This window comes from Mycobacterium sp. IDUB_19, from assembly GCF_055419445.1.
The window spans coordinates 23,347-42,426 of the sequence record NZ_JBVAXR010000009.1 but is presented as its reverse complement, the minus strand read 5'-3'; the positions used below and the strand labels follow the sequence as shown (position 1 = coordinate 42,426).

Here is a 19,080-nt window from a genome sequence, read left to right as displayed (position 1 = left end):
GGGCTGCCCACGCGAGCAATCCGCCCGGCCGACCCGGGAGCGCAGGTGCGTAGGCTCATGCCGGTGAGCGCACGCGCAGGCATCGTCGTCACCGGTACCGAAGTCCTCACCGGACGCGTCCAAGACAGAAACGGCCCGTGGATCGCCGACCGGCTGCTGGAACTGGGTGTGGAGCTGGCGCACATCACCATCTGCGGCGATCGCCCTTCCGATATCGAGGCGCAGCTTCGCTTCATGGCCGAGCAGGGTGTGGACCTGATCGTCACCAGCGGCGGCCTGGGTCCGACGGCCGACGACATGACCGTCGAGGTGGTGGCGCGCTTCTGCGAGCGCGAGCTGGCACTCGATGAAGAAGTCGAAGGCAAGATCGCTAACATCCTCAAAAAGCTTATGGCGCACTTTGATTCGGAAAGTTTTGACGCTGTGCGCGCCGCCAACCGCAAGCAGGCCATGGTTCCCGCCGGTGCGCAGGTGCTCGATCCGGTGGGCACCGCCCCGGGCGTCGTGGTGCCCGGAAAGCCCACCGTGATCGTGCTTCCCGGACCGCCGCGCGAGCTTCAGCCGATGTGGCACACGGCCATCGAGACTGCCGCGGCGCAGCAGGCGATCGCCGGAAGGACGATCTACCGCCAGGAGACCATCCGGATGTTCGGCCTGCCCGAGTCGGGTCTGGCCGAAACGCTGCGCGATGCCCAGAATTCCGTCCCCGGATTCGAGTCGCTGGAGATCACCACGTGCCTTCGGCGGGGCGAGATCGAGATGGTCACCCGCTACGAACCGGATGCGGCGCAGGCCTACGCCCGACTGACCCAGCTGCTGCGTGAGCGGCACAGCCAGCAGCTGTACTCCGAAGACGGATCGCAGGTCGACGATCTGGTCGCCCGGTTAGTGTCCGGGCGCCGGATAGCCACCGCGGAGTCCTGCACCGCGGGCCTGGTGGCCGCACGGCTGACCGACCGGCCCGGATCGTCGGACTACGTGATGGGCGGCGTGGTGAGCTACTCGAACGAAGCGAAGGTGCAGCTGCTCGGCGTCGACCCCGCGCTGATCGAAGCGCACGGCGCGGTGTCAGAACCGGTGGCCGAGGCGATGGCGGCGGGCGCACTGCAGCGCTTCGATGCCGATACCGCAGTCGCAATCACCGGAATCGCCGGTCCCGGCGGGGGAACGCCGGAAAAGCCGGTGGGAACGGTCTGCTTCACCGTCCGGCTCGCCGAAGGCCGAACCGACACCCGGACACTGCGGCTTCCCGGCAACCGCTCCGATATCCGGGAGCGCTCGGCGACCGTCGCGATGCATATGCTGCGACGCGCGCTGAGCGAGCAGGCGCCCCTTTAAGTCACTTCACTTCCGTTGGGAGAAAAGCACTTTCGGTGGTGCCGAAGCGGATTCCGGTCGCATCTTTGCCGATGAGCGTCAGAAACGCCACCGCGCATAACACCGGCACGATCGTGACGGTCAGCGCAAACGGATAGCCGTGCGTCTCCGCCAGGCGTTCCTGGATGGGCAGGTTGAACGCGGCGAGCAGATTGCCGAGCTGATAGGTCACGCCGGGGTAGAGGCCGCGAATGGCGTCCGGCGACAACTCGGTCAGGTGCGCGGGTATCACACCCCAGGCTCCCTGCACGCAGACCTGCATCAAGAACGAGCCGAGGCACAGCATCGCCGCGGTCCGCGAGAAGGCGAACAGCGGGACGATCGGTAGCCCCAAGATCGCGCAGAAGATCACCGTGTAGCGGCGACTGATCCGTTGCGAGAGAGTGCCGAAGAACAGCCCGCCCATAATGGCGCCGATGTTGTAGACCACCACGATCCATTTGACCGTCACGCTGGACAGTCCGGCACCGTGGTTGGCCGTCGACCCCAGGAAAGTCGGATAGACGTCCTGAGTGCCGTGGCTCATCCAGTTGAAGGCGGTCATCAGCAGCACCAGGTAGATGAACCGGCGAACGATCTTGCCGTCGCGCAGCACGTCGGTGACTTTGGTGTTGGTGAGCTTCATCTGGTCCTGGGCGGCTTCCCAGACCTCGGATTCCTGCACCCGGTAGCGGATGATCAGGCTGATCAGTGCGGGAATGATCGACAGACCGAACAGCCAGCGCCACGACAGCCCCAGCCAGTCCATCACCACCAGCGACCCCACACTCGCGAGCAGATAACCGAATGCGTAGCCCTCTTGGAGCAGCCCGGAGAAAAAGCCGCGCCGTTCGACGGGGACCTTCTCCATCGCGAGCGCGGCGCCCAGTCCCCATTCCCCGCCCATGCCAAGGCCATACAGCAGCCGCAAGATCACCAGGACGGTGAAGTTAGGCGCGAATGCGCACAGGAAGCCGACGACCGAGTAGAAGACCACGTCCACCATCAGCGGCGTGCGTCGACCGACCCGGTCGGCCCAGAGACCGAACAGCAAGGCGCCTACGGGGCGCATCGCCAGGGTCGCCGTCGTGATGAACGCGACCTCGGCCTTGCTGTGGTGAAAAGTCTTCGCGATATCGGCGTAGACGAACACCACGATGAAGTAATCGAAGGCGTCCATCGTCCAGCCGAGCATTGCCGCAATGAACGAGTTTCGCTGATCGGCGTTGATCTTTTCTCGTGCCACCACAGCATCCTGGCGCACGCAGCGCGTTGGCGCGAGCCGGTTCCACACTGAAAACAGCGAGAGTAAGTTCCCGATACATGCGAATCATCGATGCCGATGGACACGTCGCCGAGAACTCCTCGCTGGCGGTCGAAGCGATCAAACGCTGGCCCGATCACGTCAAGCCCAGCACAGACAGACGCCTCCGGTTGATGATCGAGGGCCGCAATTACCCGGAGGACCGCGGCCCGGGTGCGGGTTGTCCGCCCGAGCACGGAATCAGCAAGTCGCCCAACATCAACTGCTCGTCGCCCGATGGCGTGCTGGGTGACGCCGACCGCGATCACATTGACACGATGGTGCTGTACCCGAGCCTCGGGCTATGCGCGCCCAGCCTCGAAGACCCGGAGTTCGCCGCGGGATTCGCGCGGCTCTACAACCAATGGATCGCGGATTACTGCTCCTCGTCGGGCGGCCGGTTGCGCGGCGTGGCGGTGACACCGATCGAACACGGGCAACTGGCCATCGACGTCATGACCGAGGCCAAAGAACTCGGGTTGGTCGCGACTCTGGTCCCGCCGGCGCTCAAGACCCGCAACCTGGACCACCCCGATCTCGACCCGTTCTACGCCGCCGCAGTAGACCTTGCGATGCCGCTCGGCGTTCACGGCGCGCCCGGAATCCATCTGCCGAAGATCGGCGTGGACCGTTTCACCAATTACATCCAGGTGCACTGCATCAGCTTCCCGTTCGACCAGATGACCGCGATGACCGCGATGGTCTCCGGCGGCGTATTCGAACGCCATCCGCAGTTGCGGGTCGCCTTCCTCGAAGCCGGCGCCGGCTGGGTCCCGTTCTTCATGGACCGCCTGCACGAGCATTACGAGAAGCGAGGGGATTGGGTCGAGGGCGGCTGGCGGCGCGATCCGCACGAGTATCTGTCCGCGGGCAACATCTGGGTGACGTGTGAGCCCGAAGAACCGATCTTGCCCGGTGTCATCGACGTGCTAGGCGCCGACTTCATCATGTTCGCCAGTGACTACCCGCACTGGGACGGCGAGTGGCCGGAGAGCACCAAGCACCTGCGAACCCGCCCGGACATCAGCGAAGAAGCGCGCGAAAAGATCGGCGGGCGCAACGCCCAGCGCTTCTACGCGCTGAACTGAGTCGCGGGGCACCGCGGAGGCGAATGGGGCTGCCCGGCCTTCAATTCGGTCCCGACGGCGACGCTCGGTGGCAGGATCTCCCGGCATGGGTCCTTTTCTGCTTCGCGCCACATTGACGGGTTTTGCCTTATGGATCGTCACCCACTTCGTTCACGGGCTGAGCTTCGTCGGCGGTAACACGCCGTTGGAGAGAGTCGGCATCATCTTCGTCGTCGCCGTGATCTTCGGTCTGGTCAACGCATTCATCAAACCGATCGTTCAGTTCTTGTCGATCCCGCTGTACATCGTGACTCTCGGGCTCTTCCATATCGTCGTCAACGCGTTGATGCTTTGGCTCACCGCACGGATCACCGAACACACGACGCACTGGGGGCTGGCGATCGACCACTTTTGGTGGACGGCGATCTGGGCCGCAATCCTGTTGTCGATCGTGAGCTGGCTGCTGTCCCTGGTGATCCGCGACGTCGACCGTCACACTCGAGCCTGATTCTCAGCGCGCCTGCCACCGCGGTGGTCGTTTCTCGGCGAAGGCCCGCGGGCCTTCCTTGGCGTCCTCGGTCTCGAAAACCCGGTCACTGTGCCGGGTCTCGTTGTCGTAGGCCGCCTCCAGGTCGAGTGTCAGCCCTTCGACCGCAGACTGTTTGGTCGCGAACACCGCGAGCGGCGCGTTGGCCGCGATGCGCTCCGCATAGTCGTACGCCGTGTCCATCAGCCGGTCAGCCGGCACCACCTGGTTCAGCAGCCCCATGGCCAGCGCTCGTTGCGCGTCCACCATGTCGGCGGTCAGTAGCAGCTCCATCGCCAGGGCGTAGGGAATCTGGCGCGGCAGCCGCACCGTGCTGCCGCCGCCGGCGAAAAGCCCGCGCTTGGGCTCCATCACCGCGAACCGTGCTTCGGGCACGGCGACGCGAATGTCGGTGCAGCCCAACATTTCAAAGCCGCCCGCGACGCAGGTGCCGTTCACCGCGGCAATGATCGGCTTGTACACCGGGAACCGATGGAGCACGGCGTGGATGGCATCAAGCGCGTCCCATCCCTCGGGTTTGGGAAGGTCGCCGGTCAGTTCCGGAATGAATTTCTTCAGATCCGCCCCGGTGCAGAAATCGCGCCCGACGCCGGTGACGACGGCAACCCACGCGCCGTCGTCGTCACGGAAGTCGGCCCATGCGTGCGCCAGATCGCGGAAATGTTCCATATCCAGCGAGTTGCGCGTCTCGGGGCGGTTGATCGTAATGGTGACAATGTGAGTATTAAGCGCGTAATCGATGCTCACTGGTGCGCCACCGTTTCGGTTCGTCGTTGCTACCGTTACTGAAATAGTAAGGCTTTCAGTGACCTTCGGCCGTGAGCCTGAGCAGGGAAACCGAGCGATTTGCGCAATTCACATCGGCAAATTTCAATTGCACATATGCTTAGCAACGACGTGAAAACCGACGGGGGTCGGTTTGACGACAACCCTGCCGACCTTATCGGGAAAAGGACGGCGTCGCCCGATACCTACCCACGACGACGGGATGTCGCGAAGATGGACACTGCCGCAATTGGATTCTCACGAACCCACAACGGGTCGTATCTTGACCACGCGCCAAGCGGCCTGCGCACGGTTATCGAGCGCACCGGTTCCTCGGTAGTCGTCCACGTCGGCGGTGACATCGACGCCAGCAACGAGACCGCCTGGCAGGACGTGCTGAGCCGCGGCGCCGCGGAAACCGTCGCTCCCGGCCCGCTCGTAATCGACGTCTGCGACCTCGATTTCATGGGCTCGTGCGGTTATGCGGCGCTGGCGCACGAGGCGACGCAGTGTCGCGATCGCGGCGTCACGCTACGGCTGGTCACTTGCCAACCCATCGTGGCCCGAACCATTGCCGTCTGCGGACTGCGTCCGCTGCTGCCGACATACGCGACCGTGGAGACAGCGCTTTCTCCGGTCAGCGATCACGGCTGACCAGGCGGACTACCTCGCGCGCACAACCCCAGGACAGCGTCACACCGTTGCCGCCGTGGCCGTAGTTGTGGATGCAACGTGCCCGCCCGAGCGGCTCGGCTTCCAATCGCACCGAGGGACGATCGGGACGCAGCCCGGTAATCGTCTCGATAACCTCAGCATCGCCAAGTCTCGGCTCGATCCGGCGACAACGCGCCAGGATGCGGTCGGTGATCTCGGGCTCCGCAGTGGTGTCCCAGCGATCGGGGATGCTGATCCCGCCGCACACCACGCGCTGCGGGTGCGGAAAGTAGCAGACCCACTCCGGACCATTGTTGATCTCTAGAAACAGTTGCCGCAGACCAGGATTGGCGAGGACAACATGCTGGCCGAACAGGGGCCGCACCGTGTCGTCGCGGACCAACGCCCCTGCGCCGAGACCGGAACAGTTGATCACGATCGGTGCGGCGTCGGCGGCTTCGGCCAGTGACTGCACTCGGTGTTCTTCGATCTCGCAGCCGGCCGCGGCAAGTCGCTGCGTCAGATAGTCGAGGTACTGCGGCATGTCGATCATCGGCACGGTCGCGCGAAACCCGACCTCGAAGCCCTCCGGCAGCTCGGCCTGCTCGGCCGGCCGCAGCTCGGGGATGAGCTGCGCCGCGGACGACATCGCCTCGGTCGCGGTCAATTCGCCGACGCTGATCGCCGGCGCCATTTGCACGCCGGTGTCGGGATCGGTGGCCAGTTCGCGAAACACCGCGAGCGAATATTCGGTCCACGCCAGTGTTTCGGTAGCGCGTTCGGCTGGCCGTGGCGGGAGCCACACCGCACCGGCAATCACCGAGGTCGTCTGCTGTGGCAGGGCGGCGGTCCACACCCGCACCTGCCACCCCGCTTCGGCCAGACACAGCGCCGACGTCAGTCCACTGACTCCGGCACCGACGACGATGATCTGTTGCGTACTGGCCACGACGCCACGCTATCCAAAACGGGGCGATCGGAGATCACGGCTGGTCGCCGTCATCCTCCGATCAGGTGCCGGGTACGCGCTGTCCGTTCGGCGCAAGCAGGCCGTTGAGAGTGCCGATGATGCCCTGTACCTGGGCGCCTGCGACCGGCCCGGCGACGTCTGGGGGCGGGCTGGCGTCCGGGGTCAGCTGCCAGGGCTGGCAGCCGTCCGTCTTGAACGCTTTGTCCGTGGGGTCGATCTTGACGACCTGCGGCTTTTTGCTGAGCGAGTTGTCGATCAGGGCGCCGTCAGGATTGGACGTGCGCTTCCAGTAGCAGGTGCCGTTGCCGATGGGACCGCCACTGCTGTAGATGCCGGGCACGATGTCGGTGCCCACTGCGTAGAGGCCGTCTTTGTCCATGACCGTCTTCGGCGCTCCCGGCGGCGCCGGTGCCGGTGATGCCGACGGCGACGCTGCCGGCGCAGATGACGCCGCCGGCGATGGCGGCGCCGATTGCCCTGGTGCCGGCCCGGGTGCCGGTCCCCGTGTGTCGTCCGGATCGGCGCTGGCAACGACCGTGGACGCGGCCCAGCCCGCGACCATCAGACTCGCAGCAGCCAACCTTGCCGCAGTAGGAACTCCACCCATAGAAATCGAGGGTACCGGGGTCGAGAACCGAATTCACCTCGTTGTGAAATCAGCCGAGCAGCTTCGCAACGCCTAGGCCAGCCGCCGCACTGTGCCGGCGTATCCGAGTGCGTGCTCATAGACCGCGAGGTTGTCCCGCGAAATCTTCGCGTGCACCGGACGTTCCAGGAAGAAGCGCAGCACCGGGTTGTAGGCGTGGTACGTCTCGTGGAAGGTCAGCACGGTGGTGCCGTCCGACTGCTCCTCCAATTGGTGGTAGCCCTCGGCGCGAGACCACAGCGGCGCACCGACCGCGATGTACCGGGACAGCTTGTTGAGCTCGGCCTCGGTCACGGTTTCCCACGACCGCGCCCTGCCGCGGGTCAGCAGATACTTGGGCACTTCGAAGACGCAGGTGCGGACCAGGCCTTCACCGGCTTCGTTGCCCTCGTTCAGGATTTCCATGCTGCCGCCCGGCCACTCGAGCACCCGCGGGCGCGGGACATTCGGCGGCGCCGGCGGATGCAGCACCCGCCACACTTTCCGCGGCGGCGCGTCGACGTGGAATCGCACGGTGTAGGACTGCATCAGGTTTCTCCCCAGCCGTCCCAGAACGTGATGGTCTCCGCGGGCGGCCGCGTGGCCGGCCGGAAGTCGGTGCCGATCGTGTAGGCGACGGGGAACAGCGCGGCCTGCGTGACCGTGGGTGGGATACCGAGCAGCTCGGCCACCTCCCGCTCCTTGAACAGATGCATTGTCGTCCACACCGATCCCAGGCCACGCGAGCGAAGCGCCAGCAGAAAGCTCCAGCCCGCCGGGATGATCGATGCCCACGCCGCCGCGGCGATACCCGGTTCCGCGGTGTCGATGCGCTGGTTGAGGCAGGGAATGACGTGCACCGGAACCTGCCCAAGCGTTTCGGTCAGGCTCATCGCGCTCTGGTACACCCGTTGCGTCTGCGGGTCCGTCGCGTTGTCAACCGCGTACGCCAGGTACTGCGCACCGATACTGCGGTAGATCTCGGCGATGGCCGCGCGCTTGTCCGCGTCGGTGATCACCAGCCAACGCCAGTCCTGCGTATTGCTCGCCGTGGGCGCTTGCATCGCCAGCTGGATGCACTCCAGAATCACGTCGCGGCTGACCGGCCGGCTCAGGTCGAGGCGTTTGCGCACCGACCGTGTGGTGCTCAGCAGTTCGTCGACGGTCGCGAGGTCCATTGGTTCCTTCCGATGCTTGGCTAGAGGTCGATGGCGCAGGATTGGTCGACGCCCAGCACGGTCAGGGAGCGCCCCAGGCCGAGGAACACCGCGACGCATAACGTGAGATCCAGAATCTCCTCGTCGGAGAACGACTCTCGAAGTCGTTGGAAGAACACGTCATCCATGGACGCATGGTCGTTGGCGAAGCGCTCGGCGTACTCGATGGCAAGGCGCTGGCGCTGCGTGTAGCCGGGGTAGCTGGCATACGCGGCGACGTTGTCGTACAGCTCTGGTGCCACGTCGGCGTCGAGCACCGACTGGGCGCGAAAACCCGAGCAGGCGACGCAGTCGTTGATCTGCGCGATTCGCATTCTGGCCAGCTCACGCTCGTCGGCCGGCAGGATGCTCTGCTGATACGCGCCGCGGATCATGCGTTCGACCATGCCGCCGAGCTGCGGACGCAGCGACCAAATCATGGCGGCTTCTCCACCGGGGCCGTCGGGCACGTCGAGCCTTGCCATGGGAACTCCTGCCCGGTAAGGACGATACCGACTTGAGCAAACCAGATTCTCAACTCGGCTGTCTAGGTCACGGACCGGGCCTAATTGCGCATATGACTAACCCGGCCTGGACGCGCAATGCGGCCGGGGTTTACCGTCCGTTGAGCGGCCTTGCTACCCAACGCCGCGAATTGGAGGTCTGTGCGTGCTGTTCATGCACGAACTACACACGGTGCGCGGCCGCAAGGAAGACGACTTCGAGGCGGCGTTTCGCGACGGCTGGATGCCGATACTCGCGCGCGGTGACGACGCTCGGTTGCTGTGGTACGCCAACCAGGCGCATGGCAGCGGCCCCGCGTACACCGTCGTCACCGTGACCGCCGTTCGCGACGGAGCGGCGTGGGAGCGGCTGACCTTGCGGGTGCAGAAGGGCGACCTTCAGGAGTGGATGCGTGGCCTCGATGAGCTCCGCCACGAGGTGGACGCCAAGCTGCTGATGCCGCTGCCGTGGTCACCGCTGGGCGACGTGCAGTTCGACGAGGTGCCGGTCGACGGGCGAGAGCACGAGATGACGCTCTATATGGAAGACACCATGTGGCCCTACGAGGACAAGTTCGAGGAATACATCGTCCGTTGCGGTGAGGTGTACGCGAGGAGTCTTGAGGAGCCAGCCTCAATGCTGACGATGCACGCGGCATTCCAGCCGGCACTCGGCAGCCATGTGCGGCGCGAGGTGATCCTGATGCAGCGCATCAGCCGGCCGGACGCGCTGCTCGACCTGCTCCGCAGCCATATTCCCGCCGAATACCGCGCGCCGGGCACCTGGATGTACGACGCCCTGGACCTGCGCGATCAGTGGAGCAGCCGGTTGCTGCGCACCTCCGAGTGGTCACCCCTGTATTAAGCCGCGCATGAACACCGGGACGATCCATGACGCCGCCGCCAGCGGCGATCCCGCCCGGCCCGCGCTCATCGTCGGCGGGCGCACCGTCAGTTATTGCGAGCTGGGCACGGCAGTACGCCAGTGCGCGACGGGCCTGGCCGCGCACGGCGTCACGCCCGGACAGCGCATCGCCGTCGTCGATGGTGGCAGTCTGCTGTCGATTGCCGCCTTACTCGGCGCGGCGCGCATCGGCGCCGCGCCCGCGCTGATGAACCCCGCGCTGACGCCGCTGGAGTTGCAAGGCCTGCGCAAGAATGCCGCCTGCGCCGATGTGGCTGTCGCGGGGGAGCAGTACGTCGACCGGGTCCGGGCAGCGGGTGCCCCCACGGTGTTGACGCTCGACGATCTCGCTGGCCAACCCGGGTCACCCGCCGTCGACGAGGATCCCGATGCCGCCGACGACCGCGACGCGTTGATCCTGTTCACCAGCGGCACAACGGGACTCCCAAAGACCGTCAGCATCACCGGAGGTCAGCTCGCAAGGCGCATCACCGGAATGTCGCGACCCTTCCGGGCCGGCGCGAAGCCCTCGGTGAGCATGCTGACCGTCCCCCTGTTCCATGTCGGCGGCGCGCTGGGGGTCCTCGGCAGCTTGTATTCGGGCAACACCACGGTGATACAGCAGCGGTTCGACGCCGGCGAATGGCTGCGCCTGGTGTCAGAGCACCGCGTCAGCACCACATTCATGGTGCCGACGATGTTGCAGCGGATCCTCGACCATCCCGACTTCGCCGGCACCGATCTGTCGTCTCTGATCGCCATTGCGTACGGGGCCGCGGCCGCGCCGCTGAGTCTGGTGCGCAGGGCCATGACCGCGCTGCCGCACGTGGCGTTGGCCAACGTATTCGGTCAGACCGAAACCCTGGGCGCTTACACGACTTTGATGCCAGACGATCACCGCGATCCCGCGCGCGCCGGCTCCGTCGGCCGGCCGCTACCCGGAGTCGAAGTGCGAATCGTAGACCCCGACACCGGCAACAACGTCGACGCCGGAGCGGTCGGCGAGTTGTGGGTGAACACGACCCAGAACGTCACCGAAGGCTGGCTGCGCACCGGTGACCTAGCCCGCCAAGATGGCGACGGCTACATCTTCCCTAGCGGCCGACTGAAGGACACAATCAATCGCGGGGGAGAGAAATTCGGACCGATCGAGGTCGAGGAAGCGTTGCGTTCACATCCGGCAGTCCGTGACGTCGCGGTCGCCGGGATCGCCGACGACGAGTTGGGCCAACGAGTCGGTGCCGCCGTGGTGGTTGGCGCTCCGGTGACACTCGACGAGTTGCGAGCTCACTGTCGCGAGTCGATCGCGTACTTCAAGCTTCCGGAGCGATTGGCGATCGTCGACAACATCCCCTACAGCGCGACCGGAAAGGTCAATCGCGATCAGCTCGCCACGCTGATCGCCGATGACGCCCGAGCTTAGGAGCCCAAGTGCTATTCCTGCACGAGACCCACAAAGTGGTGGGCATGCGGCACGACGAATTCGAGGCTGCCTACCGCGAGGGGTGGATGCCCACACTGGCCATCGAAGACAATGCCCGGCTGCTCTGGTACACCAACCACACACACGGCACCGGGCCCTCCTACACCGTGGTCACGATCACGGGCATTGCCGATGGCGCGTCCTGGGAAAGTCTCGCGCGACGCGCCCAGCGGGGCGATCTGCAGCCTTGGATGCGCGAACTGGACAACCTACGCCACGAGGTGACGGGCAAGCTCCTGCTGCCGGTGGCATGGTCCCCATTGCAGTCGGTCGATCTGGCGACCGTGCCCACCGACGCTGGGACACACCCACTGAGCCTCTTCATGGAAGACACCGGCTGGCCTTCCGCGCCGCTCGATGACTACATCCGCTCCTGGAACGACATCTACTATCGGCCGCTGTCCCAGGCGCCGGCGCGAATGCGGATACTGGACATCCAGGCCTGTTTCCAAGTCGCGCACGGAAGCTATCAACGACGAGAAGCCATGCTGTGGCAGAAGATTGACGACTCCAACGACTACGCGGCACTCGTCCATCTGCTGACCAAGGAGGTGCCGCCCGAGTACCGGGCACCGGGCAGTTACATGTTCGAAGCCCTCAAGTATCGCGATCAGTGGGAGAGTCGGTTGCTGCGGACGTCGGACTGGTCGCCCCTGTACTGAGCGTCACGCCCGGCCCAGGATCCGGGCGGCGTCGCTCGCCATGTCGCGCACGATGCCGGCAGCCGGTCGAATGTCGCGGACGAGTCCTATCGCCTCGCCGACAAGTATCGCGGCTGCATCGAAATCCTCTGCGGCCAGAGCCTTTTCGAACGTATCCACCGCCTCGGGCAAGGCCGCCGACAGCTGGTCCTCGTTGCCATGCCAGGTGTCTAGGAAGGCGTTGCCCAGCGCTCGCGCGTTGTAGTCGGGAGGCCAATCGAGCTGTCTTACAACGTCGTACACGCGTGTTCGGAAGGTCTCGTCGCCGCTGACCGGGATGGCCCGCTGATGGGCCCGCGGCGACACCAACGCCTCCGCGCTGGCCCACAGCCGAGTGCCGACCAGCGCACCGTCGGCGCCGAGTGCCAACGCCGCCGCAAGCCCACGGCCGTCGGCGACGCCGCCGGCGGCCACCACCAGCGTTTCCGGGGAGCGTGCGGCGACAAGGTCGACGACCTCGGGCACCAGCGTGAAAGTGGACCGGACGGTCATGCCGTGGCCCCCTGCCTCACCGCCCTGCGCCACGATGATCTCCGCACCGGCCGCCACCGCCTGGCGCGCATGGTCCAGGTTCTGCACTTGGGCGATCAGCGGAACACCCGCCGCGTGAAGACGTCCGGCGAACGGCCGAATATCCCCGAACGACAACATAATTGCGGCGGGTTGCCGCTCGAGGACCTGGTCGAGTAACTCGGGCTTTCGGGCCAGGCTCCACGTGATGAACCCGCAGCCAACCTTCGCGCGATCGGCTTCGTCGAATTCACGCCGGAGCCAGTCGGCGTCGCCGTACCCACCGCCGATCAGACCAAGGCCGCCAGCGGATGTCACCGCGGCCGCGAGCCGTCCCCCGGAAACCATGGCCATCGGCGCGAGCAGGATCGGATGTTCGATGCCGAAGAACTCGGTGAGACGGCTGGACAGCGCGGTATTCACTTGAGCTCTCCGGTGAGGAACTGCGCCCGGCCGTAACCGAAAGACCAATCGTCGTCCTCGTTTTCGGTGATCGACACGATCAGATCGGCCGGATCGAGCCCACACCGTTCGGATAGATTCGACGCCAGCAGCCCGTAGAACCGCTCCTTCATTGTGCGGGCGCGCCGCCTGCTCACCACGTGGACCACCACCAGCCGTGCCGAACGATCGATACCCAGGCCGGTATCCCAGGCCACGATTTCGTGGTCGGGATGGGCATGCACCACCTGATAGCGGTCGCGCGGCGGCACCCCGAACGCTTCGACTACGGCATCATGAACGGCGTCCAGCAACGCCCGAACCTCCGACGGCGTGCGCCCCTCGATGAGGTCGATGTACACAAGCGGCATTTTCTTCTCCTCTGATCTGCCTCGGTTACGACGTTAGGACCGCGGGAAGCCGCTGTGAAATGCCTGTCGTCAAGCATCTATGCTTGGCAGGCATGGGCGTGATGGACGGCGGCCGAGTCGAATTGCGTCACCTGCGGGCGTTCGAAGCGGTGGCGCGACTGCGATCGTTTACCCATGCGGCCGATGAACTCACGATCACCCAGCCCGCGCTGAGCCGCACTATCCAGCAGTTGGAAGATGCGCTCGGGGTCACCCTTCTCGATCGCAGCTCGCGGCACGTTGAGATGACGCACGCCGGACGAACGTTCTTCGGCCACGTCGAAAGAGTGCTTGCCGAACTCGGACGCGGCGTGGACGCCGTACGGCGCCAGGCGAGTATTCGCCTCGGGTTCAGTTGGTTGTTGCCCGACCCGTGGGCGCAGGACACCGTCGCCCGGTTTGAGCGGGCCACCGGGACGACGGTCAGTTTGATCCGCGCCGACGACGCGCTGGCCGCGGTGCAGCAGGGGCGGGTCAACATCGCCGTGGTACGCGGCCAGGTGACGTCGACCGCCGTGCGGGTCGTGCACTTGTTCAACGAATCACGCGTGGCGGTGTGTTCTGTGCACTCCCGCCTGGCAGACCGGGAGGAGTTGGACTGGGCCGAGGTCCCACTATGGCCGCTGGTGGTCAACGTCGCCAGTGGAACCACCGGGCCGTGGTCCTGGCCGGCGGGCGAGGGCCCCGAAACAGTGGTGGAGACATCGAATTTCGACGAGTGGATCGAGTCCGTGGCCGCCGATCGCGGCATCGGCGTGATCCCGGACGTCGCCGTCAGGCGCAACATTCACCCCGGTGTGCGGTTCATCCCGCTGCGGGGGGCACCCCAAAGTCCGGTCGCCCTGGCTTTTCTACCGCGCGCTCGCAATGCCGAGCTGCGCCGCTTCGTCGAGGCGGCAGTGGCTACCGCGGCAGCGTGCGGCACCTGATATCGGTTGTGCGCTCACGGCTTTCGGTGTGCGTCCACGGTGGGGCCCGGCGGCGTGTCGTCACCTACGGTGCACGCTCGACTACTGACACGCCGCAGAAACGGCTCGGCAATTGCCAGGAAGCCCTGCGGATCCGAGGAGAATGCCACGTGTCCGGTGTCCAAGACCTCAAGCCGGGAGCCGCGGATGGCGTCATGCGTCGCCCGCCCGGCGCGCAGCGGTATCGCGATGTCTTTCGTGCCCCACACGATGAGCGTGGGCGCCGTCAATTCCGCGGCACGGCTTCGCAAATCATGCTCGGGTGTCGCAAAGCTTCGCCACAGCCCCGTTTCGGTCCGGATGCCCTCGGCTGTTTTCGTCGCAGCGATGGCACGCGCAACGATCTCGCGGTCGTTGTCGGTCTTGGCCTTCATGTAGCCCCGGATGAACGCCGGCGCACCAAGCCGGACAAAGGCCCGCGAGCCAATGACCCGGCAGAAGGCGCGCGTCGCCGGGCCCAACGGCACGAACCCGCCGGTGTTGACCAGGACCAGTCCCGCGACGCACTCGGGCCGGTTGATCGCCAACCGCGCGGCGGCAAACCCGCCGACCGAATTTCCGATCAGCACAGCCTTTGTCACGCCCAGGCCGTCGACGACATCTTCGAGTACGTCGGCGAAGAGTGGGGCACTGGGCTCGACGGCGGGGTCGACGGGATCGGAGTCCCCGTGCCCCGGCCAGTCCACGGCGATGACGCGATAGTGGCGGGCCAGCGTCTCGAGGATCGGGTCGAAGTCACGGCGGTCGTGCAGGGTTGCGTGCAGTAGTAGCACCGTTGGGCCACTGCCAATTTCGTTATAGGCAACCTGGCCTGCCCTGGTGTGGATAGTCGGCATGGAAGTTCCTCTCGGATGCGTTGACCGACTGGTCGGTCATGCCGTACGATACATCTATAGGAACGTCATGACAAGGACGGAATCGAGATGCGACAAGTCCCACCGCCCGAAGCGCCGTTTGCGGACAAAATGGCCTACTACCGCACGCAACACACGTCGAAGGGGGTCAGGACGACTCATCTCGTCGGCATTCCGATCATCGCGGCCGGCCTGCCCCTGATGTTCGCCAAGCCAAAGGTCGGCGCCCCGATGTTCATCGGCGGATGGACCATTCAGATCCTCGGTCACCGACTGTTCGAGAAGAACCTGCCGTCGACCCACAAGGGGTGGATCACGTATCAACTCACCGGGGTAATCGATGTCTGCGAGCAGTACGGCGAAATGCTGGCACGGCGCAGCCAGCGCAAGGCGGCACTGCGGTGAGATCCCCTGAGCCCGGCCGCAATGCGCTGCTGGACGCCGGACAGCGCCTATTGGGAACCGCCGACTTGGCCAGGATCTCGGTGAATGCGATTGTCGCCGAGGCCGGCATGGCGAAGGGGAGCTTCTACCAGCACTGGCCCAGCCGCGCCGAGTACGTGCGGGCATTACATGTCCGATTCCACGACGAGCTCGTGGAATCAATCGGCGCCGCTATGGCAGATCGGCCACCCGGACACGATCGGCTCGAGGCGGCGATGAACGCCTATCTCGATGGGTGTTTGGCCGAACCGGCCACCAAGGCATTGCTGGTTCAGTCCCGCACCGAGGCCGGGTTGACCGATTTGGTCGCGGCGCGCAACCACGACGCGGCGACCCTGATGATGCCCGACCTGGAGGCGCTCGGCTGGGTATCGCCGGAGCCGATCGCGGCGCTGCTCGTCGCGGCGGTCGCCGAAATCGCCCTTGTCGAACTCGATGCCAGGCAGCGCGACGACGAGTTGCGCCGAGGTTTGCTTCGGCTCGCATCTCGAACGCCTACCGTGGGTTAGGCCAGCGGCGCCAAGCCGGAGCGGACCAAATCCAGACTCGCGATCACCAGCTCACCAAGATCGTCGATGCAGCCGTTGTGGCCCCAATGCTGCACTGCCGCCACGAGAGCCGCCGCCACGGCAGAGCCCGCAACCTCGGCGGCCAGATCGAGATTCGGCGCGTCCGGATTGCGGATTCTGATGAAATCGGTCAGCACCGCAGCGAACGAGGATTGCACCACCCGCAAATGACCGGCGATGCGTTCCGCACTGATCAACTCGGTGCGGGCGGTCGCGGCCTGGCGGACGACTTCGAGGTCGTGTGGAAACGCCGCGACGCTGGCCAGCACCGCATCGAAGAGCGACTCGGAGGCCGGCCGTTGCGCGAGGGCTTCGGCCAGCCATTCAAGCTGCGTCTCGTAGTCGGCGAACAGCACCGACTCCTTGGTCGGGAAGTGCCGGAAGAAGGTGCGTTCCGTGACGCCGGCCTCGCGCGCCAGCTCTGTGACAGTTACGTTCGCAAACCCTTTGCGGGCGAAGCTCTTTAATGCGGCTTGGCGCAGTGCCTCGTGCGTTGATCGTCGGCGCAGCTCGTGGCGGTTGGTCGGCTTACCGGCTAGCGCAGTCATCTCAGGCCGATCGTATCTCACCGCTCGCGTCAGCACTGACATCTTCCAATTGTGTCAGTACTGACATATTCTTGTCACGCGCAGACCACCGACGGAGGGCAGGGCCGGCACGATGAGCAAGACGGAATACGACGCAATCGTGGTGGGTGCCGGGCACAACGGGCTGACCGCCGCGGCGATTCTGCAGCGCGCCGGGCTACGGACCGTCTGCCTGGAAGCCAATACCTACGCGGGCGGCATGGCGGCAACGGTGGAATTGATCGACGGTTTCCGTTACGAGATCGCCGGTTCGGTGCAGTTCCCGATGGCAAGCCAACTCACCAAGGACCTCGGCCTCGACACGCTGCCCGCGGTAGAGCCCGAAGTCATGTCGACCAACATCGGCGAAAACGGTGAAGAACCGATGGTCTTCTATCGCGACCCGATGCAGCTGATGACGCATTTGAGCGAGAAGCACGGCATCGAGGCCGTCACCGGCATGGCCGAACTGATCGGCTGGAGCCAGGCTCCCGCGCGGGCGCTCGGGCGCTTCGACGTGCGCCAGCCACCCAAGACTCTCGATCAGATGTACGCCTGCGCAACCAACGACGCCGAACGCCGTGCGATTCACGAAATGCTGTTCGGCTCGGCGATGGACGTGATCGACCGCTACCTGCCGGACAAGGACAAACACGCCGTAATGCGCGGAATGCTGGCATTTTTGGCGGTCAACTCGACATACCGCGGCCCGTACACACCGGGCAGTGCCACGTGTTTGGCGTTCGCGCTTGCGGTGCCCGACGACAGTACCGCGATGATGACCAAGCTCAAGGGCGGCATCGGCGCACTCACCGAACACCTGCGCGAGCTTTTCGTATCCCATGGCGGCGAGATCCGCTTCCGCACCAAGGCCGAACAGATCCTCGTCGAGAACGGCAAGGTGTCCGGCGTGCGATTGCGGGACGGTTCGGCGATCTCGGCGCCGGTCGTGGTCTCCAACCTGTCTCCCGATGTCACCCTCACCGAGCTGATTGCACCCGAACACGTTCCCGCGGAACTGGTCTCACGTGTCTCCGGCCGTGACCACCGAGCCTCGTTCGTGCAGATTCATTTCGCGCTGGACGGACTGCCCGAATTCGCACCACCCTATGAGTTCCTCAACGAGGAGGGCATGCAACAGTCGGTCGGGATTTTTGGGTCACCGGAAACCCAACAGCGGCAATGGGAGATCTGCCGGCAGGGCCTCGTTCCGGATAATCCGTCAATGGGCATGCAGATCCCGTCAGTGCACGATCCCGGCATGGCGCCGCCCGGCAAGCATGCCGCCAGCGCTTACGCATACGCCTTCCCGGTCGAAGCCAACCGCGACCAGCATGGTCACCTGAAAAACGAGATGGCGCAGCGCGTTATCGACAAGATCTCCAAATTCGCGCCGAACTTCAAAGACATTGTGATCCGTCATATCACGTTTGCGCCGTACCACATGAACACGATGTTCGGCGCACCAGCCGGAGACTTCTGCCACGGTCTGTTGCACCCGGATTTGATGGGTCCCAACCGTCCCGGTCCGAAAGGCTTCCTCGACATGCCGATTCCGATCGACGGTCTTTACCTGGGCGGCGCGGGATGCCATGGCGGCCCGGGCATTACGTTTACTCCCGGCTACAACGCGGCCTACCAGATTCTGGACGACCGATAGCAGGTCAGCCGCCGAACGTTCCGGTCAGCTGCGCCTGTGCCGTGGCCGCGCCGGCAATCGTCTGCGCGGCCTGCACCCCGGCCAATCCGCCGGGCAGCTGGTAGTCGTTGGGAAGCTGGTAGAGGGTAAACCGGTAGTGGTGTGTGCCGGTGCCCGCCGGCGGACAGGGGCTCTGGTACGCCGCCTGGCCTGACGTGTTCGGCAGGGTGGTCCCGCCGCCGGGAGTCTGGCCCGCTGCGGAGCTGCCGGATCCGAACGGGATTCCGGTGACGATCCAGTGGACGTAGACCCCGTTGACGGCATCGGGATCGTCGACGACGAGTGCCGCCCCCAACGGTGCCGACCACGTCAACGGCGGCGTGACGCCGGCCCCCTTGCAGGTGTATTGCACCGGTATCGGCGCACCGTTGGCGAACGCCGGACTACTGATCGTCAGTGGCGCACCGGCGGGTGCGGCTTGACTGCTGCCGGCGCCGCCGTAGCCGGCCGCCGCGAGCACCAATGCCAGCCCGCCGATGGCCAAACCCGTTCGCCGACGTGTGCTGGCCGCGGTCGGTTCCATACCGAACAGTGTCGCTAACCGC

Annotated in this window: 23 protein-coding genes; 11 read left to right on the top strand and 12 right to left on the bottom strand. The window is 65.3% G+C overall.

Translation table 11 applies throughout. The annotated features are described in order from the left end of the window. The first annotated feature begins 63 nt into the window (after nucleotides 1-63). Nucleotides 64-1,338: a competence/damage-inducible protein A gene (locus ACZY0B_RS09970; RefSeq protein WP_463763936.1), complete on the top strand. Its 1,275-nt coding sequence runs from the start codon at nucleotides 64-66 to the stop codon at nucleotides 1,336-1,338. Nucleotide 1,339: 1 nt separating this feature from the next. On the opposite strand, the gene ACZY0B_RS09965 is transcribed toward ACZY0B_RS09970, so the two are convergent. After that, nucleotides 1,340-2,551: an MFS transporter gene (locus ACZY0B_RS09965; RefSeq protein ID WP_463764041.1), complete on the bottom strand. Its 1,212-nt coding sequence runs from the start codon at nucleotides 2,549-2,551 to the stop codon at nucleotides 1,340-1,342. A 128-nt stretch (nucleotides 2,552-2,679) separates the two neighbouring features. Here ACZY0B_RS09965 and ACZY0B_RS09960 point away from each other — a divergent pair, with 128 nt between their 5' ends. Beyond that, a complete protein-coding gene (locus tag ACZY0B_RS09960) occupies nucleotides 2,680-3,747 on the top strand; it encodes an amidohydrolase family protein (RefSeq protein WP_463763935.1) in 1,068 nt (355 codons plus the stop codon). Between the two features lie 85 nt (nucleotides 3,748-3,832). Beyond that, entirely contained in the window at nucleotides 3,833-4,234 is a 402-nt protein-coding gene (locus ACZY0B_RS09955; RefSeq protein WP_463763934.1) for a phage holin family protein, read from the top strand. A gap of 3 nt (nucleotides 4,235-4,237) precedes the next feature. Here the strand turns inward: ACZY0B_RS09955 and ACZY0B_RS09950 are convergent, their stop codons facing one another. Beyond that, the gene (locus ACZY0B_RS09950; RefSeq protein WP_463763933.1) at nucleotides 4,238-5,020 is read right to left on the bottom strand and encodes an enoyl-CoA hydratase/isomerase family protein; all 783 of its coding nucleotides are present in this window, start codon (nucleotides 5,018-5,020) and stop codon (nucleotides 4,238-4,240) included. Between the two features lie 252 nt (nucleotides 5,021-5,272). Between ACZY0B_RS09950 and ACZY0B_RS09945 the strand changes: the two genes are divergently transcribed. Next, nucleotides 5,273-5,692, top strand: a complete 420-nt coding sequence (locus ACZY0B_RS09945; protein ID WP_463763932.1) for an anti-sigma factor antagonist — start codon at nucleotides 5,273-5,275, stop codon at nucleotides 5,690-5,692. On the opposite strand, the gene ACZY0B_RS09940 is transcribed toward ACZY0B_RS09945, so the two are convergent. From ACZY0B_RS09940 to ACZY0B_RS09920, 5 genes are all read right to left on the bottom strand, one after another. Beyond that, nucleotides 5,676-6,641, bottom strand: a complete 966-nt coding sequence (locus ACZY0B_RS09940; RefSeq protein ID WP_463763931.1) for an FAD-dependent oxidoreductase — start codon at nucleotides 6,639-6,641, stop codon at nucleotides 5,676-5,678. The genes ACZY0B_RS09945 and ACZY0B_RS09940 overlap by 17 nt on opposite strands. A gap of 61 nt (nucleotides 6,642-6,702) precedes the next feature. Next, nucleotides 6,703-7,269, bottom strand: coding sequence for a hypothetical protein (locus ACZY0B_RS09935; RefSeq protein ID WP_463763930.1), 567 nt, complete (start codon nucleotides 7,267-7,269; stop codon nucleotides 6,703-6,705). Between the two features lie 72 nt (nucleotides 7,270-7,341). Continuing rightward, nucleotides 7,342-7,836, bottom strand: a complete 495-nt coding sequence (locus ACZY0B_RS09930) for an SRPBCC family protein (protein WP_463763929.1) — start codon at nucleotides 7,834-7,836, stop codon at nucleotides 7,342-7,344. Next, nucleotides 7,836-8,465, bottom strand: coding sequence for a nitroreductase family protein (locus ACZY0B_RS09925; RefSeq protein ID WP_463763928.1), 630 nt, complete (start codon nucleotides 8,463-8,465; stop codon nucleotides 7,836-7,838). Before ACZY0B_RS09925 ends, ACZY0B_RS09930 begins: the two co-directional genes overlap by 1 nt. A 20-nt stretch (nucleotides 8,466-8,485) precedes the next feature. Next, entirely contained in the window at nucleotides 8,486-8,968 is a 483-nt protein-coding gene (locus tag ACZY0B_RS09920) for a carboxymuconolactone decarboxylase family protein (RefSeq protein ID WP_463763927.1), read from the bottom strand. Nucleotides 8,969-9,161: 193 nt separating this feature from the next. Between ACZY0B_RS09920 and ACZY0B_RS09915 the strand changes: the two genes are divergently transcribed. From ACZY0B_RS09915 to ACZY0B_RS09905, 3 genes are read left to right on the top strand one after another with little or no spacing between them, the layout of a single operon-like run. Next, nucleotides 9,162-9,851, top strand: a complete 690-nt coding sequence (locus ACZY0B_RS09915) for a hypothetical protein (RefSeq protein WP_463764040.1) — start codon at nucleotides 9,162-9,164, stop codon at nucleotides 9,849-9,851. Nucleotides 9,852-9,858: 7 nt separating this feature from the next. After that, nucleotides 9,859-11,313 (top strand): class I adenylate-forming enzyme family protein, encoded by a 1,455-nt coding sequence (locus tag ACZY0B_RS09910; RefSeq protein ID WP_463763926.1) that lies wholly within the window; start codon nucleotides 9,859-9,861, stop codon nucleotides 11,311-11,313. A gap of 8 nt (nucleotides 11,314-11,321) precedes the next feature. Then, a complete protein-coding gene (locus tag ACZY0B_RS09905; protein ID WP_463763925.1) occupies nucleotides 11,322-12,035 on the top strand; it encodes a hypothetical protein in 714 nt (237 codons plus the stop codon). 3 nt (nucleotides 12,036-12,038) lie between these two features. Here ACZY0B_RS09905 and ACZY0B_RS09900 read toward each other — a convergent pair whose 3' ends face one another. Then, entirely contained in the window at nucleotides 12,039-13,007 is a 969-nt protein-coding gene (locus tag ACZY0B_RS09900) for an NAD(P)H-dependent flavin oxidoreductase (RefSeq protein ID WP_463763924.1), read from the bottom strand. Continuing rightward, the gene (locus tag ACZY0B_RS09895; RefSeq protein WP_463763923.1) at nucleotides 13,004-13,396 is read right to left on the bottom strand and encodes a tautomerase family protein; all 393 of its coding nucleotides are present in this window, start codon (nucleotides 13,394-13,396) and stop codon (nucleotides 13,004-13,006) included. The genes ACZY0B_RS09900 and ACZY0B_RS09895 overlap by 4 nt, the downstream gene beginning before the upstream one ends. A 92-nt stretch (nucleotides 13,397-13,488) precedes the next feature. Between ACZY0B_RS09895 and ACZY0B_RS09890 the strand changes: the two genes are divergently transcribed. Beyond that, the gene (locus ACZY0B_RS09890; protein WP_463763922.1) at nucleotides 13,489-14,364 is read left to right on the top strand and encodes a LysR family transcriptional regulator; all 876 of its coding nucleotides are present in this window, start codon (nucleotides 13,489-13,491) and stop codon (nucleotides 14,362-14,364) included. Nucleotides 14,365-14,378: 14 nt separating this feature from the next. Here ACZY0B_RS09890 and ACZY0B_RS09885 read toward each other — a convergent pair whose 3' ends face one another. Beyond that, complete coding sequence (locus tag ACZY0B_RS09885) at nucleotides 14,379-15,239, bottom strand: alpha/beta fold hydrolase (protein WP_463763921.1); 861 nt, start codon at nucleotides 15,237-15,239, stop codon at nucleotides 14,379-14,381. An 87-nt stretch (nucleotides 15,240-15,326) separates the two neighbouring features. On the opposite strand from ACZY0B_RS09885, the gene ACZY0B_RS09880 reads away from it, so the two are divergent. Continuing rightward, nucleotides 15,327-15,662, top strand: a complete 336-nt coding sequence (locus ACZY0B_RS09880; protein WP_463763920.1) for a DUF962 domain-containing protein — start codon at nucleotides 15,327-15,329, stop codon at nucleotides 15,660-15,662. Continuing rightward, on the top strand, nucleotides 15,659-16,210 hold the full coding sequence (locus ACZY0B_RS09875; RefSeq protein ID WP_463763919.1) for a TetR/AcrR family transcriptional regulator: 552 nt from the start codon (nucleotides 15,659-15,661) through the stop codon (nucleotides 16,208-16,210). Before ACZY0B_RS09880 ends, ACZY0B_RS09875 begins: the two co-directional genes overlap by 4 nt. Here the strand turns inward: ACZY0B_RS09875 and ACZY0B_RS09870 are convergent. After that, nucleotides 16,207-16,818: a TetR/AcrR family transcriptional regulator gene (locus ACZY0B_RS09870; protein ID WP_463763918.1), complete on the bottom strand. Its 612-nt coding sequence runs from the start codon at nucleotides 16,816-16,818 to the stop codon at nucleotides 16,207-16,209. The genes ACZY0B_RS09875 and ACZY0B_RS09870 overlap by 4 nt on opposite strands. A 112-nt stretch (nucleotides 16,819-16,930) precedes the next feature. Here ACZY0B_RS09870 and ACZY0B_RS09865 point away from each other — a divergent pair, with 112 nt between their 5' ends. Then, nucleotides 16,931-18,496 carry a phytoene desaturase family protein gene (locus ACZY0B_RS09865; protein ID WP_463763917.1) on the top strand — a complete coding sequence of 522 codons (1,566 nt, stop codon included), beginning with the start codon at nucleotides 16,931-16,933 and terminating at the stop codon, nucleotides 18,494-18,496. Nucleotides 18,497-18,500: 4 nt separating this feature from the next. On the opposite strand, the gene ACZY0B_RS09860 is transcribed toward ACZY0B_RS09865, so the two are convergent. Beyond that, entirely contained in the window at nucleotides 18,501-19,058 is a 558-nt protein-coding gene (locus ACZY0B_RS09860) for a YbhB/YbcL family Raf kinase inhibitor-like protein (protein ID WP_463763916.1), read from the bottom strand. Nucleotides 19,059-19,080: the final 22 nt, after the last annotated feature.

Excerpts from the sequence above, each read along its gene's own strand:
- ACZY0B_RS09965 (WP_463764041.1), bottom strand. The coding sequence starts at position 2,551 with ATGCTCGGCTGGACGATGGACGCCTTCGATTACTTCATCGTGGTGTTC.
- ACZY0B_RS09960 (WP_463763935.1), top strand. The coding sequence starts at position 2,680 with ATGCGAATCATCGATGCCGATGGACACGTCGCCGAGAACTCCTCGCTG.
- ACZY0B_RS09955 (WP_463763934.1), top strand. The coding sequence starts at position 3,833 with ATGGGTCCTTTTCTGCTTCGCGCCACATTGACGGGTTTTGCCTTATGG.
- ACZY0B_RS09945 (WP_463763932.1), top strand. The coding sequence starts at position 5,273 with ATGGACACTGCCGCAATTGGATTCTCACGAACCCACAACGGGTCGTAT.
- ACZY0B_RS09935 (WP_463763930.1), bottom strand. The coding sequence starts at position 7,269 with ATGGGTGGAGTTCCTACTGCGGCAAGGTTGGCTGCTGCGAGTCTGATG.
- ACZY0B_RS09930 (WP_463763929.1), bottom strand. The coding sequence starts at position 7,836 with ATGCAGTCCTACACCGTGCGATTCCACGTCGACGCGCCGCCGCGGAAA.
- ACZY0B_RS09925 (WP_463763928.1), bottom strand. The coding sequence starts at position 8,465 with ATGGACCTCGCGACCGTCGACGAACTGCTGAGCACCACACGGTCGGTG.
- ACZY0B_RS09920 (WP_463763927.1), bottom strand. The coding sequence starts at position 8,968 with ATGGCAAGGCTCGACGTGCCCGACGGCCCCGGTGGAGAAGCCGCCATG.
- ACZY0B_RS09915 (WP_463764040.1), top strand. The coding sequence starts at position 9,162 with ATGCACGAACTACACACGGTGCGCGGCCGCAAGGAAGACGACTTCGAG.
- ACZY0B_RS09910 (WP_463763926.1), top strand. The coding sequence starts at position 9,859 with ATGAACACCGGGACGATCCATGACGCCGCCGCCAGCGGCGATCCCGCC.
- ACZY0B_RS09895 (WP_463763923.1), bottom strand. The coding sequence starts at position 13,396 with ATGCCGCTTGTGTACATCGACCTCATCGAGGGGCGCACGCCGTCGGAG.
- ACZY0B_RS09890 (WP_463763922.1), top strand. The coding sequence starts at position 13,489 with ATGGGCGTGATGGACGGCGGCCGAGTCGAATTGCGTCACCTGCGGGCG.
- ACZY0B_RS09885 (WP_463763921.1), bottom strand. The coding sequence starts at position 15,239 with ATGCCGACTATCCACACCAGGGCAGGCCAGGTTGCCTATAACGAAATT.
- ACZY0B_RS09880 (WP_463763920.1), top strand. The coding sequence starts at position 15,327 with ATGCGACAAGTCCCACCGCCCGAAGCGCCGTTTGCGGACAAAATGGCC.
- ACZY0B_RS09870 (WP_463763918.1), bottom strand. The coding sequence starts at position 16,818 with ATGACTGCGCTAGCCGGTAAGCCGACCAACCGCCACGAGCTGCGCCGA.
- ACZY0B_RS09865 (WP_463763917.1), top strand. The coding sequence starts at position 16,931 with ATGAGCAAGACGGAATACGACGCAATCGTGGTGGGTGCCGGGCACAAC.
- ACZY0B_RS09860 (WP_463763916.1), bottom strand. The coding sequence starts at position 19,058 with ATGGAACCGACCGCGGCCAGCACACGTCGGCGAACGGGTTTGGCCATC.